The organism is Streptococcus sp. K0074, assembly GCF_048843365.1.
Lineage (GTDB): Bacteria > Bacillota > Bacilli > Lactobacillales > Streptococcaceae > Streptococcus > Streptococcus mitis_BM.
Genome location: NZ_CP184836.1, coordinates 1,440,972 through 1,456,895, shown reverse-complemented (window position 1 = coordinate 1,456,895; position 15,924 = coordinate 1,440,972). Strand labels below are relative to the sequence as shown.

The following is a 15,924-nucleotide window of genomic DNA, read 5'->3' as shown; positions in this document are numbered from 1 at the left end:
AAACTCCTTTCTTTTTTGGAACAATGGAACAACATTATACTACTTCAATAACAAGCCCAGAAGTAGTATAGTTCTGTCCTGACTAAATTGGAACATAAAACCAGCTCGGAGCTCTTGCCTTACGGCAAGCTCCGCTGGTATACAAATCAATTATGCTTTCTCGTCCCTTGTATTATATGATTAAGTGAAGTACTATCTGTGGGAGAGAATATATATATTTTACGATAGACTCTTATCAGATAGTCGTACAAAAAAGGTAATTTTTTTTGTAAAATTGTATCAACATCTGAATTTTTTGCCTGTAGTATTATAACAAGGATATAGTCACTAGTTATGATACATCTGATAGATTTAACAATAGATTTGTACTCTTTTACAACCTCACTATCGCTTTCACTGGCTTTCGTTTTCATCTGTTTTCGAATTATCCTTAATAGATTTATTGTACGGATAAAGTTCAGAAACTTATCTTCTTTTATCCATACGATACAAAGAATGGTATGAGCTAAAAGATAGATAATCATGACGATAGTGATTGTTTGAAATAGCAAAGATTGCCCTATTTGAAAATTATTCCGAATTTGTCCCCAAGCGTCCCAAGAGACAATAGTACTAACTTGGTTAATAAACCATATACCTGCTAGAAATAACCCCCATAGAAAGCCTAAAAATAATTCTAAAGGCAGTAAGTAATAGAGTTTATCGGTAATTACAGTGGTTTGTCTTATTATTTTTTTATAAAAATTTTTCATAAATTATCTCCTTTAAAAGTTGGTACGAGCAACGGCATGACATTAGGTGGTGTTATACCATCAATGACTTGAACAATACCAGTTCCTTTTCCGTTAGGAATGACAATTCCTGTCTCTGAATCCAAGTCTGGGAATAAAAACGTTGTCGTTTTTCTGTTGATTAAACCAAGTTGTATCAAGAAATTACACTGCTCTCTAACGGCAATAGGTAAAGCGTTTGTATCCATCCGCTGGCTCACTAGGATTAGGTGGACAGATGTTGCTCGTCCAAGTAGTGCAATATTGGATAATAGTGCAAAAAAGGTATCTTTGACATTTTTAGAAGTCAAAGATGTTAAAGCAAGCAATTCATCAATCACAAGACAACGGTGTTGAAATTTTTTAGAAGGATTTTCAAGAAGCTTCGATTGTCTTTGATAGATAGTATCTAGTTCCACTTTTAGCAAGCTGTTTACCTTGGAAACAAATTCATCAGATGAGAAGTCTTTCTCTTGATAAAGAACAGGTATGTTCTGTTTTAAGCAGTAGCGAGAGATAGAATCACATTTAGGGTCAACCACTGTTATATGAGCAAATTGATTAATAACAGAGATTAGATAGGTCAAAGCGTAGCTCTTTCCAGAACCAGAAGAACCAGCAATCAAGCAATGAACGATGCGATTGAAATCAATTCGATAATTTTTCATGAGTTCAAAACTTTCGTTTTGAACGCTGACATCAGATAGCTTTTGATACGTCAATCTCTCAGGTATTCCCCTAAAGAATGGAAACCGAAAAGCACGACTAGTGTTAATACTTACACCATCACGTTTGACAATATAGGCCGATGGTTGTTTAAGAAATGTCAACATAGGGTAAGCACTTGTAGATAGAATTTGAAAAATCTGTTGGTATAGATTGTTATCCAAAATGTACGCACAAGGAAACCGCGGGACAAAGTCTAAATAATTGTCGCCATAGATAAACTGGAATGAATTTGTAGTTGAAGAAACAGAGCTGTTCCCCAACCCTATTTCTAAACACTGGACTAGATATTCAGTATCCACTACAAACTCCCGTTTATTTTCTTGTTGAATAAACGGAAATACCATTGATTACTTGCCTCCTTCTTTGATAATTTTTACCGATTCGGCTTTAAAATAAACATTGTTTTTCACTTTGCAAGCAACAGGATTGACTAACTCAACTTCTGCGAATTGTTCAATTTCTTGAGAAGTGGGGAATTTGACAAGAAAAGGATTCTGACCAGGAATAATGAAATATCGGCTAAATCCATCTACTTCGTCAGTCCTCTTATTGTCCTTATAGACCCACTTAATTTCTTCTTCAGCGGACAATGAACTAAAGATAGGGTTTTCTCCAAATATTTCATGGAAAAGGGCTACGTTATATCCATAAACTGGATTCTTGTATTTAAAAGCACTCATGTGCTAATCCTCCATAATCAGCATACCTAGGATTTTGCTGATTTCTAGTAAAAAATTTTTATGTAATGAACTAGGCACCTTTGTTGTTCTTTACATTATCTATTATATTTTGATTTACCAACGACTGTGTATACACTAGAATGAAATTTAGAGATAAATTTGTATACATTATAAGAAAGCATATATGGTATGACACAAAAAAGCCTCACTATTTTAGTAGCAAGGCCTGTAATTTTGACTAATAGTCTTGATTATCTATAAAATCATTTATGTAGAGAGTTAGATGTTTATCTTTTGTTTTTTCATAAAATTTGATAATTTTAGTTAAGTCAGAATAGAGTTTAAATGCATCATAGTTCTCACTAGTATCCTCATATTTATTATGTATTTTTTCCAAGAATAAATTTTGATACTGGAGTAACTGTAAAAATTGAATATGAAAGAGACTATTAGTTTTATCGATTTGTTCTTTTTTCAGTTCATTTACTAAAAGATAGTATATATCATCTCCCAATAAAATGTTTAAAAGAACATCGGAGTCTAAATAGTATATCATTTTGCTAGGAGTATTATTTTTACCTCTGGTATTCAAGCTATTGTTAAATGTTTCTAAAAATTTATCAAAAATTAAATCAATTATTTTATATATAGTATGTTCGAATGCTTCGAATATATAGATGATATTTTCAGGTTTACGAAGTAGAACAGAAGTAATATTCCCTAAATCAGTAGTGTACCACGTTTGAAGTTGGGAACTGACTTTTTCCAAGTCATTAGCATATTTAGTTTGTAATTTATGGTTAAAAGAATCACTGTATTGTGCATCTTTTGATTTATAAGGAATATACTTATCAGGATAGTTATCAGAATAATAAAAGACAGAATTTATGAAGTGCTTTTGGAAAGCAGGATAGGTTAGTAGAAATTTTAATATTATATTCCCTAAGCGTTCAGTTTCTTTATTAAGTTTGATATCGAGAGATTGAGATTTGTGATATAAATCTCGCCATTTTTCAGATGAAACGGAGTTAATCTGAACATCTATATTATTTAGCAGACATCCTAATAGTAAAATTTTCACGATTTCTTGTTTCTGTTCTTTATTTCCTAAAAGTAATTCATCTTGATTACATTCAAGAGTAGCAGTCAATGCTTTAATTTGATTATCCGATAAAAAACTCCTAAAATTCTCCTGCTCTCCTTTTTCTATTTTGCTAATATTCTTTTGTGTGATGCCAGTTATAGGATTATTTTGTGTATCTCCTGTTTCTTTGACATTTTTATCAAAAGCACGTCGAGAGATGTGACTAGAATAATTTGACAAATTCAAATTTTTTCTTTGTCTGTCTAGTCTAACACGTTCTCCAATGTTTTTATATAAATATTCTGTAAAATCCATGATTTTCTCCTTATAAAAAAGAACCGAAAATATTCTACTCTGTGGTTAGGTTAATTATTTTACTTTATAGAAAAATCCCTCAGTACTACCATTGATAAGTTGTTGTCCAGACCATAAGCGGTCTTGTGTGATATCAGACGAGTCAGTATAGCCATTATCTGGAGAAGAGGTGACCGACATGGTTAAAGGAATTCCAGCTGGTAAAAAGGCAAGGGCAGAGCCACCAGCACCTTCATCTTTAGGAAGTAAACTTGCTTTAAGATAGTGGTCAATTTCTCTAGCATGTTCAATTGAAATCTTGGAGTGATCACTTACTAAACCATTTTTGTCAAAGGTGAATTCAATACCTGTACGATTCCTCCAAGTGCCTGCAACACTAGAAAAATCTCCATTTTGAATTGCAGAAATATCCATCCTTTTACTTTCTGACGGAAGGGTTGTTTCTCCATTTATGAGACTTGTCACAGATTTCCAGGAGAAAGCTCTTATGTCAAGGGAAGGTGGTTTTGTCCCCAGTCCCTCTTCTGTATCTGATTCGATAACTAAGTCTAATCGTGTTCCATCCTGATTTAACTTGTATAGTTTAAGTTGGATTTGATTAATAGATACTCGGGTAGATAATTGAAAATAACCATTTTCTAAAGGATTAAAATGTACTCGCTCTCCAATAAAGTCCAGATTGTTTTCTGCATTGGTCAGTCGAATAACTTCACCATTTTTAAGAGTTCGAATATCTAATAAATCGTAATAGTTAGAATCCATTTTTAGGGCAATCAAAAGTTCGTCCGTACCGTCTTGGTCTAAATCATACAAGCTATACTGTAATCCAGTGTATTCCTTGGGATAAGTACTTTTTAAGTTTGCTTTTGAATTGAGCTCTTTAGGTGAAGCTGATGAACCATCTAATACTTTGGCATATTCTTTAAGTACAGGATTATATAGGGTGTAATCAGGTTTCTTCTCTTCCGATGTAGAAGAAGTTGAACTAGTACTTGAAGCAATTGCTTCAGAACTTGCTGAAGAAGTGTTTTCACTCTGATGTTGGCAAGCCGTTAAAATAGAGGTAGCTAAAATACTAATACTGAATAGAAATAATTTTTTCATATATTTAATCTTGTAATTCTAAGCCTTGGGCATCTTGGTGCCATTTACTACCAGTTTTAGAAGTTAAAACTTGAATAGTAATTATAATATTCCAAATAACATTTGCCAGAACAACAAATAGTGTCAATATAGGAATGATAGCCAGTAGAGTTATGCCGATACGCTTGTATCCTTGTTTAGAATTTCCGATGTAAAAATCGTATCCACCAAGTGCTCCTAAAAATAGGGCAAATAATGCTGCGGCCAGTTTAGATTTATCACTCACTCCATTTGAATGTTGGCTAGAGCTAGCTGGAGATGTGTTATCTATTTTTGAAACAATATACTCATCACCTTTTTGATAAAATTCTACGTAATCACCTACTTGTGGTTCAAAACCAAAACTTTTTCTTGAAATTGCAGTAAATTGGCCATTATCACCTTTTCCAACATAAACTGTTTCATCTTCAATTTTTATAACTTTGTTCATATAATTGTCTCCTTAATTTATTCCTATTGTATGTTAAACCCACTCACCGTTGTAATTGACACGATAGCCATCTGGTGTAGTCGTATTGATTGCGAGTGCACCAGAGCTATAGGCATAGTACCATTTACCAGATACTTTCATCCAGCCTGTTTTCATAGCTCCTGAGTCTTGAAGATAGTACCAGCTACCGTTATCTTTGAGCCAACCAGTCTTCATTGCACCTGAGCCGTCGAGGTAGTACCAACTACCGTCTTTTACCCAACCTGTTTGCATCCAGCCAGAGTTGTCAAAACGGTACCAAACACCATTGATTTTTTCCCATCCGTTAGTTTTGTAAGAGCCGTTGGCGTGCTTATACCACCAGCGACCATTCGAATACATCCAAGTAGATTTAGACTGGTTGCTCGTTACGGTTGTATCCGTGCTAGAATAGTTTCCAGATGATGAACTTGTAGAAGTTGACGAGCTAGATGAATTCGAACTTGATTGAGTAGTCGTGTTAGTATTTGAATTTGTTGAAGGATTTCCGAAAGTAACCTCTTTTCTAACTTTAAAGACACGTTTTCTGTTATCAACTGAGTGATCGCGTGGAGAACCAGCCTCTCCAGACATCTCCAAGATATATGTTCCAGCAGGAAACTGTTTGATATCGAAAACATCCCCTTTAAATTTATTGCTATAAATTAAAGGTAAAAGAAATTGGTCGTTGACGTCATTAGTTAGACCACTAAAGATGACATCATTATTATGTTGGTACACAACCTTTCCGCTAGCCTTATCAATTAGAGTAACATTTCCTCTAGATGCATTATCTCCTCCGTGTTGTAGTGGCTCTGAGAGTACACCTTCAAACTTAACTCCAAAATGATGAATTTCAACCTTTGTAATTGTTGCTTCTATTTGTTTTTCAGTACTCGTATTCGAGATAGCTGATACTGGATTAGTTGTGATGACTCCAGTGCCAAGAAGTGATAGAGCTGAGATAGTTGCAAGTGTAAATTTTTTAGTTTGTTTGTGCATTTATTTAATACCCCCTATTTTTATTTGTTGTAAAGTAATCAGTTTGTCCTAAAATCTAGACTTTTTTGGACAAACTTGATAGAATGGTAGTGTAATAATAATCGGTCAAAATGCTGGATTTTAGAACCTTTTTTCTAACGAAAATGGTTCTAAAATAAAGTGTATTTCCTGTCCAAAAAATCCTAGTTTTTTTGACAGGAACTATGAATTTTTTATCCAATTATGAAAGGTGCTTTTTGATACTCCTAAGATGTCTGCACCTTCTCGTAAGGTTATTTCTTTTTTCGTATATTGAGCTATTACATCAGGGAGATTATCCGGGGCAAGCAATTTTGGTCTACCGAATTTTTTCCCTTTTTTCTTTGCTTCTCGTATTCCTTCCATTTGTCTTTGTTTGATTTGTTCTCTTTCAAACTGTGCCACATAAGATAGAACTTGCAAAACGATGTCAGATATTAGTTTTCCTGTGATATTGTCATCGCTATTCTTTGTGTTTAATAAGGGGAAATCTAAAACAGTTATATTTACTTTCTTTTTCTTAGTAATTGATTGCCATTGTTCTAAAATTTCATCATAGTTTCTTCCCAATCTATCAATTGATTTAATAACTAATTCATCATTCTCTTTCAAGGTAGTTAATAATTTTTGATATTCTATTCTGTCAAAATCCTTTCCTGAAACATAATCAATAAAAATATTTTCTTTTGCTAATTTATTTTCTACCAAGGCTGAAAATTGTCTATCGATATTTTGTTCTCTTGTAGATACTCGAACATAACCGTAACGCATAAGGCTACCACCTATCTTTTTATCTCTATTTTAGACGAAAAGAAAACTACCGCCCATAATGAGTGGTAGTTTGTTGTACTCTTTGCTACTGTATTTTTTTGCCAAGATTTTGTCTTGGATGCGTGAATAGTAGTGTTGGATAAAAAATCTTAAGGGCTTAAAATCCTTTTAAACCAACCTTTTTGATGTTTACAAAAATTAAAAACAGTATGTTCAATTTTTGCATGTTCATCATGTTGATTTACAGTTTCCTTTTATCTTATTTTCTTTCTTATTTTATCAATTTTGAGGTTAAAAGTCTATTGTTAGTATAAATCCTCCAACATTAAATTTTCTGAAAATTTAATGAAAGATGAGTGAAAACATGGTATAATGAAACGTAAAATTAATTCAGGTTTCCTGAATCGATAGGAGTATACAATGAAAAAACTAGGTTTTGTCCTTTTATCTTCAGCCTTGCTATTGACAGCTTGTGCTGTTAGGTTTGAAAAATCAGCAGATACAACCGATTCATCTAAGGTGACAGCATTGTCTGAAGATAAGCAAAAAATGCTTGATAAGGCCACTGCTGACTATAAGACTTTTGTGTAAGAGCAAATCGATAAACTCTTGACAGATACGGAAGGCTTTGTCAAACTGTTGAAAGAAGGTAAGTTAGAAGAAGCTAAGAAGGTTTATACACTGATTCGTATGTCTTATGAGCGTTCAGAACCGATTGCCGAAAGTTTTGGTGAGTCAGATGTCAAAATTGACTTCCGTTTGGCAGACTATATGGACGAAAACAAGACAGAAGAAGGTTGGTCAGGATTCCACCGTATCGAGCGTATCCTTTGGGAAGACAATACCACTAAAGGAACTGAAAATCAAGATAAGGAAGAATAAGATTTGTCTAATAAAAAACTTTGTACTCTAGAAACCATCGTGTGGCTAGCTAGAGTGCAAAGTTTTTTTATTTTCTAGTTAAAATGAAGACTGTATTCTTTATAATCACAAGGCTATTAAGGGAGCAGTTGACATCAAAATGATGATTTTGAGTTTTTATTATTTTTGCTTTGTAGCAAGGTAACATAGTCGCTTTTGGTGTGGAATAAGTGGGAAAGAAAAACAGTTCTTTGAGTTTGATCGATAAAGTAAAGCAAGATATATTGCCCGATAATTTTTCCTCGTGTGGGGTACTTACTATTGATTTTTAGTCCTATTTTTTCATCTGCATCAAAGCCAGCTTCAGGAAAGGTATTTAAACTTTTTAAGCCGTCTAAAATTTTGGCCACAGTATTTTTAGCTGACTGGGGTGATAAAAGAACAGTGCTGATGTAGTTATGGATACTGTCAATTGCTTGACTCACTTCAGTAGATAGAATCACTTTATAAGTCATATCGTAGCCTCATATCATCTAGGGAAGTTCCTTGTCCGGATTCATATTCTCTTAAGGCACGTTCAGATTGGGCTTGTAGTTCTTGAATCAATCGTTCACGGTGTAAATCTTCTGCAGTTTTTATTGGCAAATCCTGTTCGAGAACAATCTGCTCGATAAAAAGACTAATAGCATCCGTCATAGTCATTCCTTTTTCCTTGATGATAGCTCTAGCTTGTTCCATTGATGACTCGTTGATTTTAAAATTGTATTGCTTAGTAAGTGATGTCGTCATGGTATATCTCCAATCTATACTATATATAGCTAGTATATATCTTTTATACTTTTTAGGCAAGAAAAAACTTTGTTCTCTAGAAACCATCGTGTGGCTAGCTAGAGTGCAAAGTTTTTTTGAGTCTGGAATATGAAAACAGCAGTTAATTTCGGCTCTATAATATTTGTAGTGGGTAAATCCCCTATGAATCTTATGGAGCCTATTTTTGTGTAGAAAAAAAGTCCCATATGACCTATAATGAAAAGCGACTAAACAACTCATTAGAAAGATTCATATGGAACAATTACATTTTATCACAAAACTACTCGATATCAAAGACCCAAATATCCAGATTCTAGACATCATCAATAAGGATACACTTAAGGAAATCATCGCTAAACTGGATTACAATGCCCCATCTTGTCCTGATTGTGGACATCAAATGAAGAAATATGACTTTCAAAAACCGTCGAAAATTCCTTACCTCGAAACGACTGGTATGCCTACTAGAATCCTCCTGAAAAAGCGTCGATTCAAGTGCTATCATTGCTCGAAAATGATGGTCGCCGAGACCTCACTCGTCAAGAAGAATCATCAAATTCCTCGTATCATCAACCAAAAGATTGCGCAAAAGCTGATTGAAAAGACTTCTATGACCGATATTGCTCATCAGCTGGCTATTTCAACTTCAACTGTCATTCGTAAGCTCAATGACTTCCGTTTTAAGTCTGATTTTTCTTACCTCCCTGAGATTATGTCCTGGGACGAGTACGCTTTTACAAAGGGAAAGATGAGCTTTATTGCACAAGATTTTGACAAGCTCAACATTATCACTGTTCTTGAAGGCAGAACACAGGCTATCATCCGAAATCACTTTCTGCGCTACGAGCGAGCTGTTCGTTGTCAGGTGAAAATCATTACGATGGATATGTTTAGCCCTTACTACGATATTGCCAGTAAACTTTTTCCTAACGCTAAAATCGTTCTTGACCGCTTTCACATTGTCCAACATCTAAGCCGTGCTATGAGTCGTGTCCGTGTCCAAATCATGAATCAATTTGAGCGAAAATCCCATGAATACAAGGCCATCAAACGCTACTGGAAACTCATTCAACAGGATAGTCGTAAACTGAGTGATAAACGATTTTATCGCCCTACTTTTCGTATGCACTTAACGAATAAAGAGATTCTAGACAAGATTTTGAGCTATTCAGAAGACTTGAAACACCACTACAAGTTCTATCAACTCTTGCTTTTTCACTTTCAGAACAAGGAACCTGACAAATTCTTCGGACTTATTGAGGACAATCTAAAGCAGGTTCATCCTCTTTTTCAGACTGTCTTTAAAACCTTTCTAAAGGACAAAGAGAAAATCGTCAACGCCCTTCAACTACACTATTCTAACGCCAAATTAGAAGCAACCAATAATCTCATCAAACTTATCAAACGCAATGCCTTTGGTTTTCGGAACTTTGAAAATTTCAAAAAACGGATTTTTATCGCTCTGAACATCAAAAAAGAAAGGACGAGATTTGTCCTTTCTAGATATTAGCTTTTCTTCAACCCACTACAGTTGACAAAGAGCCTTAATTTCAAGAAACAAAAAAAGAACAGCCGAAGCTGTCTTTTTATCATTATTTGAGACCGTATTTTTTGTTGAAACGATCCACACGTCCATCTGCTTGAGTGAACTTTTGACGTCCAGTGTAGAATGGGTGTGAGTCTGATGAAATTTCCACACGGATCAATGGGTAAGTTTCGCCTTCGAACTCAACTGTTTCGTTAGAGCGTTTTGTTGAACCGCTAAGGAATTGGTAACCAGTAGTTGTGTCCATGAAGACAACTGGGCGATATTCTGGATGGATATCTTTTTTCATTTTGCAATATTTCCTTTCTGCCATGGTCTCTTTGCGAGCCATAGATTGTTACTATACTAGTCTATCAGATTCTGAAAAGTTTGGCAAGTATTTTATCAGTTTTTAAGCAAGTTTTTTAACTTTTGGTAGATGATTTCGTTTTCCTCTAGGCTATAGGAATTAGCACCACTTGCTAGAGGGTGGCCTCCACCATCATGTTCTTTGGCAATTTCATTGATAGGATGGATTTTACTGCGTAAGCGAACACGGTAGTGGCCATCAGCCTGTTCTACAAAAATTCCCCAGAGACTCACACTATCAATACGTCCAGGAGCTCCCACAATAGCCACAGTTTCAGCATCGGTAACATTGAATTGTTTCAAGACTTCTTGACTCAGGATAACGCGCGCTGCACCATTTTCATCCACTTCCAGATGGTCGTAGATGTAGCCTTGAAGTTTAGCAATTTTGTAGCTCATAGTATCCATTTTGCGAGTGAGAGCCGCAAAGTCAAAGTTATGTTCTCTCAGACAAGCAGCAAGGCGAAGAGTCCGTGCAGTTGTAGAAGGATAGAGGAAACGACCTGTATCACCGACAATTCCTGCAAAGAGTAACTCAGCAGCGCGATCTGACAATGCCAGTTGGGTTGTTTGGGCAAATAGGGTAATCATCTCGCTAGCACTGCTTGAACTAGTATCCACCCATGATAGGTCACCGTATACATCATCATTTGGATGGTGGTCAATCTTAATGAGAAAATCACCTTGACGATAGCGCTTATCATCGATACGAGCAGTATTCGCCGTATCACAAACGATGACAAGGGCACCTTGGTAAGCACTGTCTTCAACAGAATCCATTTCAGCCATCCAAGTAAGAGTTGGTTCATCAAAACCAACTGCTTTGATAGTTTTTTCTGGGAAATGATGTTTGAGAAGAACTTTCAATCCAACCTGACTTCCCAAGGCATCAGGGTCTGGTTTCATATGACGATGAATGATAATCGTGTCGTATTCTTTGATTTTTTCTAAAATTTGATGGCAAATGTCCATAAATAACCTCAATTCTTTCTCATTTCATTGTAGCACAAGAATTTTTATTTTTAAAATGAAAAAGATGTGATATAATGGAGAAAGATAAATTGAGGAGGACGATATGGCATTAGCAAAAATTGTATTTGCCAGTATGACCGGTAATACCGAAGAAATTGCAGATATTGTAGCAGACAAATTACGTGACTTGGGCTTGGATGTCGATGTTGATGAATGTACAACTGTTGACGCTTCAGACTTCTTGGAAGCAGACATTGCTATCGTTGCGACCTATACTTATGGTGATGGAGAATTGCCAGATGAGATGATGGACTTCTACGAAGACCTAGCAGATCTCAACTTGAATGGCAAAATCTACGGAGTGGTCGGCTCAGGAGATACCTTCTACGATGAATTCTGTAAGGCTGTTGATGACTTTGACCGTGTTTTTGTTTCGACAGGAGCAGAAAAAGGCTCAGAATGCGTCAAAGTTGACCTATCCGCCGAGGAAGAAGATATTGAACGCTTAGAACAATTCGCAGAAGAATTGGCTGCTAAAGTAGGATAAGCACAAAAGTGCGCTGATGTAATCAATCAGTGCATTTTTCTTATCGTGAGTTGGGATTTTACTAGCCTATTTGGTGGCTTTTTGATACAATAATTCAAATAAAGGAGGAGACTGTATGGATTTAGATATTATTCGCCAAGAAATTGATCAAATCGACGACCAAATTGTTAAACTTCTAGAAGAACGAATGCATTTGGTTGAGGGGGTAGTTGCTTATAAGAAAGCATCAGGTAAACCGATTTTAGATACCAAGAGAGAATCAATTATCTTTGAAAAGGTTAGAAGTCGTGTAGGAGATAAGCGCTATCAGGAGACTATTGTAGCGACTTTTTCGGACATACTCAAACGTTCGCGTGATTATCAGGATCAAAACATCAAATGAAAAAAGAACAATTTTATCCGCTAGGAATTTTTCTAGCTGCCATGGTGGGCGGACTTGTGCGCTATCGAGTTTCCACTTGGTTACCAGCCAGTCCAGATTTTCCTTGGGGCACTCTCTTTGTCAACTATCTGGGAATTTTCTGCCTGGTTTATCTTGTCAAGGGTTATCTGGTCTATAAGGGGACTAGTAAGGGCTTGGTTTTAGCACTAGGTACAGGTTTTTGCGGAGGTTTAACAACCTTTTCTAGTCTAATGCTTGATGCTGTGAAACTACTTGATATAGGGCGCAATGTTAGCTTAGTATTGTATCTCATTTTAAGCGTGGGTGGAGGCCTGCTCTTGGCTTACTATTTGGGGAGGAAGAAATGGTAATCGTCTATCTTGCAATTGCTTGTGGCTTAGGAGCGCTCGTACGGTATTTCTTTTCCCGCTATAATCAAGCATCTAAATTGCCCCTCGGAACGCTTATAGCCAATCTTTTGGGTTGTTTTTTAATTGGATTATTCTACAATCATGTGGAATCTAAGGAAGTTTATGCTATTCTAGCAACAGGATTTTGTGGCGGTTTAACGACTTTTTCGACCTTGAATGACGAACTCCAAAGACTGTTAAGTGATAAGAAGGTATTTTATAGCTACCTAGCCTTAACCTACCTAGGTGGTTTAGTTGCGATTTTTTTAGGAATTCTGCTATAAATTTCTTTACTTTTTTGTGGAAATTTGGTAAACTGTATCTTGTGTGTAATGGACGCACAAAAATACAGTTTATCCGCTGAGGAAGGTTCCTCAAGATTGACAAAGATAGGAGAATAAAATGAATCCATTAATCCAAAGCTTGACTGAAGGTCAACTTCGTACAGATATCCCATCATTCCGTCCTGGTGACACTGTTCGTGTACACGCGAAAGTTGTCGAAGGTAACCGTGAACGTATCCAGATTTTTGAAGGTGTTGTTATCGCACGTAAAGGTGCTGGCATTTCTGAAAACTACACAGTTCGTAAAATCTCTAACGGTGTAGGTGTTGAGCGTATCTTCCCAATCCACACTCCACGTGTTGAAAAAATCGAAGTTGTACGTTACGGTAAAGTACGTCGTGCGAAATTGTACTACTTGCGTGCTCTTCAAGGTAAAGCAGCTCGTATCAAAGAAATCCGTCGTTAATTCGACTAAAAAACTCTGCTCATTTAGCAGAGTTTTTATCTAGCTCCCTTAGTTCAATGGATATAACAACTCCCTCCTAAGGAGTAGTTGCAGGTTCGATTCCTGCAGGGGGCAGTAATTAGACATTAAAAACCGCTCAGCCGAGCGGTTTTCGTTTTCCCTTTTACAGCACCCATGTACGGATGGCATGGGCAACGCCGGATTCATCGTTAGATTTGGTGATGTATTTGGCGATTTTTTTGATTTCTGGATTTCCGTTTTCCATGACAACAGGGTTACCAACGACTTCCAGCATGGCACGGTCATTTTCTTCGTCACCGATAGCCATGGTTTGATCTTTGGTCAATCCTAGTTTTTCAGCTAGGTGGGTAATAGCTGACCCCTTATCTACATTCTTTTTAAGGAGTTCGAGGTAGAAAGGAGCAGACTTGTTGATAGAGTAGCGTTCGTAAAATTCCGCTGGTATCTTTTCAATGGCAGCATCCAGAATCTCTGCTTCATCGATGAACATACATTTGACAATTTCCTTGCCAGCCATTTCTTCAGGAGTGCGGTAGAAAATAGGCATGCTGACGAGGGTTGATTCGTGCACTGTATATTTTCCGATATTGCGATTGGCAGTATAGATACCATCCTTGGTAATAGCGTGCATGTGAACACCGAGCTTGCGACTGAGGAATTCCATATCCAGATAATCCTCATAGGTCAAGGATTCGCTAATAATCTCATGACCTGTAGCAGTTTCTTGGACAAGGGCACCGTTGAAGGTTACGACATAGTCACCTTCATCTCTCAACTGCAAGTCGTCCAGAAGTTTGGCAACACCTGCAATAGGGCGGCCAGTTGCAATGACGACTTTGACACCAGATTCTTTGGCATCTTGGATGGCAGAAAAGACTTCAGGAGTGATCTCCTTTTGGCTGTTGACTAGGGTTCCGTCGATATCGACGGCGATTAGTTTAATACTCATAAATTTCCTCTTCTAGTTTTTATTTGGGGTAAAATGATCGTTCTCAATCAAGTGTAAAAATTGCTGGGTGATGCTAGCGAAGATACTGTTTTGGTCCAACATTTCTTTTGGAAAATAGAAACGATTATCTCCGTGGCGACTGCCAGCAAGGGATTGGACGATAGGAGACAGGCTAGAGAGTTCGGCTAGTTCTCCATTTTTTTGTAAAATCTCAATCTGTGTCCTCGGATTTTCAGATTCGGGACGATAGATATCATAAGGGAGGTCAAAGTTCTTATGAATGGCAGTATAGTAGTCGGGATCAAAGCCAATGTCCTCAACCAATTTTCTCATGCTGGAGAGTTGGTCTTGATCTTCTTGTGAAAAGGTAATGGACTTAAAGACCTTGCGGTTGACAAAGCGCTGTGATAAGTCTGCTAAAATCTTGTCAGGACTGGTCATCCAGAGTTGGAAATAGGTATTCATCACACCATCATCCAGAGCTAGATAGTCAGACAAGGTCACATTTTTTTCAAAGAAAGGCAGGAGATGTGGAGATGTTCGTGCAAAGAAGTCCTTATCTTCTGGATAAAGTTCCTTGGCGCGTTTGAGGAGATTCTGCAGGAGAACTTCCATGGCCCGTGTTGCTGGGTGGAAATAGACCTGCATATACATCTGGTAGCGACTGAGGACGTAGTCTTCGATGGCGTGCATGCCATTGCGCTGAAAGGCGATGCCATTTTCGACAGGACGAATGACTCGGAGGATGCGAGTCAGGTCAAATTCCCCATAGGATGCTCCTGTAAAATAGGAGTCGCGCAAGAGATAGTCCATGCGATCTGCATCAATCTGACTAGAAATGAGTTGCACGACCTGCTTGTTAGGATAGGTATGGTCGATGACACTAGCAACCTTTTCTGGAAAATCTGGCGCCACTTGTAGCAGGACTTGGTGAATCTCCGTTTCAGGACTTTGGATAATCTCCTGAGTAATGGCCTCATGGTCTGTATCAAAGAGATGTTCAAAAGTATGGGAGTAGGCACCATGCCCAAGGTCGTGTAAAAGAGCAGCGGTCATTGTCAAGAGAGACTCGGCAGGATTCCATTCCTCAGGATATTTTTCTTCGAAAATCTCTGTGATGCGTCGTGCAATTTCATAGACTCCTAGACAGTGAGAGAAGCGGCTGTGCTCGCCACCGTGGAAGGTATAACTGGAAGTTCCCAGTTGCTTAATCCGGCGTAAACGCTGAAATTCTTTTGTATTGATCAAGTCATAGATGATTTGATTATTAACATGGATGTAGTTGTGAACTGGGTCACGGAATACTTTTTCGTTCATATGACCATTATAGCAAAAAGCTAGAGTTTTTGGTAAAATAGTAGGACAAGA

The 15,924-nt window shown here is 37.0% G+C and carries 20 protein-coding genes, 1 tRNA gene and 1 pseudogene; 8 read left to right on the top strand and 14 right to left on the bottom strand.

What is annotated here, in order from left to right; translation table 11 throughout:
* Nucleotides 1-146: 146 nt before the first annotated feature.
* From ACN076_RS07140 to ACN076_RS07105, 8 genes are all read right to left on the bottom strand, one after another.
* Complete coding sequence (locus ACN076_RS07140; protein ID WP_420789698.1) at nt 147-752, bottom strand: hypothetical protein; 606 nt, start codon at nt 750-752, stop codon at nt 147-149.
* Nucleotides 749-1,843 carry a cell division protein FtsK gene (locus ACN076_RS07135; protein WP_420789697.1) on the bottom strand — a complete coding sequence of 365 codons (1,095 nt, stop codon included), beginning with the start codon at nt 1,841-1,843 and terminating at the stop codon, nt 749-751. Before ACN076_RS07135 ends, ACN076_RS07140 begins: the two co-directional genes overlap by 4 nt.
* Nucleotides 1,844-1,846: 3 nt before the next feature.
* Complete coding sequence (locus tag ACN076_RS07130) at nt 1,847-2,179, bottom strand: hypothetical protein (protein ID WP_001272179.1); 333 nt, start codon at nt 2,177-2,179, stop codon at nt 1,847-1,849.
* 238 nt (nt 2,180-2,417) lie between these two features.
* Nucleotides 2,418-3,578: a hypothetical protein gene (locus ACN076_RS07125; RefSeq protein WP_420789696.1), complete on the bottom strand. Its 1,161-nt coding sequence runs from the start codon at nt 3,576-3,578 to the stop codon at nt 2,418-2,420.
* A gap of 54 nt (nt 3,579-3,632) precedes the next feature.
* On the bottom strand, nt 3,633-4,682 hold the full coding sequence (locus ACN076_RS07120) for a DUF6287 domain-containing protein (RefSeq protein ID WP_420789695.1): 1,050 nt from the start codon (nt 4,680-4,682) through the stop codon (nt 3,633-3,635).
* A 4-nt stretch (nt 4,683-4,686) separates the two neighbouring features.
* Nucleotides 4,687-5,151, bottom strand: a complete 465-nt coding sequence (locus tag ACN076_RS07115) for a hypothetical protein (RefSeq protein ID WP_420789694.1) — start codon at nt 5,149-5,151, stop codon at nt 4,687-4,689.
* Between the two features lie 33 nt (nt 5,152-5,184).
* Nucleotides 5,185-6,171, bottom strand: coding sequence for an N-acetylmuramoyl-L-alanine amidase family protein (locus ACN076_RS07110; protein WP_420789693.1), 987 nt, complete (start codon nt 6,169-6,171; stop codon nt 5,185-5,187).
* Between the two features lie 201 nt (nt 6,172-6,372).
* Nucleotides 6,373-6,960 (bottom strand): recombinase family protein, encoded by a 588-nt coding sequence (locus tag ACN076_RS07105; protein ID WP_004256625.1) that lies wholly within the window; start codon nt 6,958-6,960, stop codon nt 6,373-6,375.
* Nucleotides 6,961-7,380: 420 nt separating this feature from the next.
* On the opposite strand from ACN076_RS07105, the pseudogene ACN076_RS07100 reads away from it, so the two are divergent.
* Nucleotides 7,381-7,824 (top strand): annotated as a pseudogene (locus tag ACN076_RS07100) (imelysin family protein); the annotation flags it as partial.
* Between the two features lie 152 nt (nt 7,825-7,976).
* Here the strand turns inward: ACN076_RS07100 and ACN076_RS07095 are convergent.
* Both ACN076_RS07095 and ACN076_RS07090 read right to left on the bottom strand, forming a co-directional pair.
* Entirely contained in the window at nt 7,977-8,336 is a 360-nt protein-coding gene (locus ACN076_RS07095; protein ID WP_101782016.1) for a type II toxin-antitoxin system RelE/ParE family toxin, read from the bottom strand.
* On the bottom strand, nt 8,326-8,610 hold the full coding sequence (locus tag ACN076_RS07090; protein WP_023941319.1) for a type II toxin-antitoxin system RelB/DinJ family antitoxin: 285 nt from the start codon (nt 8,608-8,610) through the stop codon (nt 8,326-8,328). The genes ACN076_RS07095 and ACN076_RS07090 overlap by 11 nt, the downstream gene beginning before the upstream one ends.
* A gap of 274 nt (nt 8,611-8,884) precedes the next feature.
* Between ACN076_RS07090 and ACN076_RS07085 the strand changes: the two genes are divergently transcribed.
* Nucleotides 8,885-10,141 carry an ISL3 family transposase gene (locus ACN076_RS07085; RefSeq protein WP_420789692.1) on the top strand — a complete coding sequence of 419 codons (1,257 nt, stop codon included), beginning with the start codon at nt 8,885-8,887 and terminating at the stop codon, nt 10,139-10,141.
* 82 nt (nt 10,142-10,223) lie between these two features.
* On the opposite strand, the gene ACN076_RS07080 is transcribed toward ACN076_RS07085, so the two are convergent.
* Both ACN076_RS07080 and ACN076_RS07075 read right to left on the bottom strand, forming a co-directional pair.
* A complete protein-coding gene (locus ACN076_RS07080; protein WP_000710764.1) occupies nt 10,224-10,466 on the bottom strand; it encodes a type B 50S ribosomal protein L31 in 243 nt (80 codons plus the stop codon).
* Between the two features lie 95 nt (nt 10,467-10,561).
* A complete protein-coding gene (locus ACN076_RS07075; RefSeq protein WP_420789691.1) occupies nt 10,562-11,497 on the bottom strand; it encodes a DHH family phosphoesterase in 936 nt (311 codons plus the stop codon).
* Nucleotides 11,498-11,600: 103 nt separating this feature from the next.
* Between ACN076_RS07075 and ACN076_RS07070 the strand changes: the two genes are divergently transcribed.
* From ACN076_RS07070 to ACN076_RS07045, 6 genes are all read left to right on the top strand, one after another.
* A complete protein-coding gene (locus ACN076_RS07070) occupies nt 11,601-12,044 on the top strand; it encodes a flavodoxin (protein ID WP_001162128.1) in 444 nt (147 codons plus the stop codon).
* A gap of 115 nt (nt 12,045-12,159) precedes the next feature.
* On the top strand, nt 12,160-12,426 hold the full coding sequence (locus tag ACN076_RS07065) for a chorismate mutase (protein ID WP_101782013.1): 267 nt from the start codon (nt 12,160-12,162) through the stop codon (nt 12,424-12,426).
* The gene (crcB, locus tag ACN076_RS07060) at nt 12,423-12,797 is read left to right on the top strand and encodes a fluoride efflux transporter CrcB (protein ID WP_101782012.1); all 375 of its coding nucleotides are present in this window, start codon (nt 12,423-12,425) and stop codon (nt 12,795-12,797) included. The genes ACN076_RS07065 and crcB (ACN076_RS07060) overlap by 4 nt, the downstream gene beginning before the upstream one ends.
* Complete coding sequence (crcB, locus tag ACN076_RS07055; protein WP_141230375.1) at nt 12,791-13,120, top strand: fluoride efflux transporter CrcB; 330 nt, start codon at nt 12,791-12,793, stop codon at nt 13,118-13,120. The genes crcB (ACN076_RS07060) and crcB (ACN076_RS07055) overlap by 7 nt, the downstream gene beginning before the upstream one ends.
* 118 nt (nt 13,121-13,238) lie before the next feature.
* Nucleotides 13,239-13,586: a 50S ribosomal protein L19 gene (gene rplS, locus ACN076_RS07050; protein ID WP_001068669.1), complete on the top strand. Its 348-nt coding sequence runs from the start codon at nt 13,239-13,241 to the stop codon at nt 13,584-13,586.
* Between the two features lie 42 nt (nt 13,587-13,628).
* Nucleotides 13,629-13,700 (top strand) — tRNA-Arg (locus ACN076_RS07045).
* 49 nt (nt 13,701-13,749) lie between these two features.
* On the opposite strand, the gene yidA is transcribed toward ACN076_RS07045, so the two are convergent.
* Nucleotides 13,750-14,556: a sugar-phosphatase gene (gene yidA / locus ACN076_RS07040; RefSeq protein ID WP_420789690.1), complete on the bottom strand. Its 807-nt coding sequence runs from the start codon at nt 14,554-14,556 to the stop codon at nt 13,750-13,752.
* Between the two features lie 12 nt (nt 14,557-14,568).
* The gene (locus ACN076_RS07035) at nt 14,569-15,873 is read right to left on the bottom strand and encodes an HD domain-containing protein (protein ID WP_420789689.1); all 1,305 of its coding nucleotides are present in this window, start codon (nt 15,871-15,873) and stop codon (nt 14,569-14,571) included.
* Nucleotides 15,874-15,924: the final 51 nt, after the last annotated feature.

Coding starts and splice junctions, on each gene's coding strand:
- ACN076_RS07140 (WP_420789698.1), bottom strand. CDS start 752: ATGAAAAATTTTTATAAAAAAATAATAAGACAAACCACTGTAATTACC.
- ACN076_RS07135 (WP_420789697.1), bottom strand. CDS start 1,843: ATGGTATTTCCGTTTATTCAACAAGAAAATAAACGGGAGTTTGTAGTG.
- ACN076_RS07130 (WP_001272179.1), bottom strand. CDS start 2,179: ATGAGTGCTTTTAAATACAAGAATCCAGTTTATGGATATAACGTAGCC.
- ACN076_RS07125 (WP_420789696.1), bottom strand. CDS start 3,578: ATGGATTTTACAGAATATTTATATAAAAACATTGGAGAACGTGTTAGA.
- ACN076_RS07120 (WP_420789695.1), bottom strand. CDS start 4,682: ATGAAAAAATTATTTCTATTCAGTATTAGTATTTTAGCTACCTCTATT.
- ACN076_RS07115 (WP_420789694.1), bottom strand. CDS start 5,151: ATGAACAAAGTTATAAAAATTGAAGATGAAACAGTTTATGTTGGAAAA.
- ACN076_RS07110 (WP_420789693.1), bottom strand. CDS start 6,171: ATGCACAAACAAACTAAAAAATTTACACTTGCAACTATCTCAGCTCTA.
- ACN076_RS07105 (WP_004256625.1), bottom strand. CDS start 6,960: ATGCGTTACGGTTATGTTCGAGTATCTACAAGAGAACAAAATATCGAT.
- ACN076_RS07095 (WP_101782016.1), bottom strand. CDS start 8,336: ATGACTTATAAAGTGATTCTATCTACTGAAGTGAGTCAAGCAATTGAC.
- ACN076_RS07090 (WP_023941319.1), bottom strand. CDS start 8,610: ATGACGACATCACTTACTAAGCAATACAATTTTAAAATCAACGAGTCA.
- ACN076_RS07085 (WP_420789692.1), top strand. CDS start 8,885: ATGGAACAATTACATTTTATCACAAAACTACTCGATATCAAAGACCCA.
- ACN076_RS07080 (WP_000710764.1), bottom strand. CDS start 10,466: ATGAAAAAAGATATCCATCCAGAATATCGCCCAGTTGTCTTCATGGAC.
- ACN076_RS07075 (WP_420789691.1), bottom strand. CDS start 11,497: ATGGACATTTGCCATCAAATTTTAGAAAAAATCAAAGAATACGACACG.
- ACN076_RS07070 (WP_001162128.1), top strand. CDS start 11,601: ATGGCATTAGCAAAAATTGTATTTGCCAGTATGACCGGTAATACCGAA.
- ACN076_RS07065 (WP_101782013.1), top strand. CDS start 12,160: ATGGATTTAGATATTATTCGCCAAGAAATTGATCAAATCGACGACCAA.
- crcB (WP_101782012.1), top strand. CDS start 12,423: ATGAAAAAAGAACAATTTTATCCGCTAGGAATTTTTCTAGCTGCCATG.
- crcB (WP_141230375.1), top strand. CDS start 12,791: ATGGTAATCGTCTATCTTGCAATTGCTTGTGGCTTAGGAGCGCTCGTA.
- rplS (WP_001068669.1), top strand. CDS start 13,239: ATGAATCCATTAATCCAAAGCTTGACTGAAGGTCAACTTCGTACAGAT.
- yidA (WP_420789690.1), bottom strand. CDS start 14,556: ATGAGTATTAAACTAATCGCCGTCGATATCGACGGAACCCTAGTCAAC.
- ACN076_RS07035 (WP_420789689.1), bottom strand. CDS start 15,873: ATGAACGAAAAAGTATTCCGTGACCCAGTTCACAACTACATCCATGTT.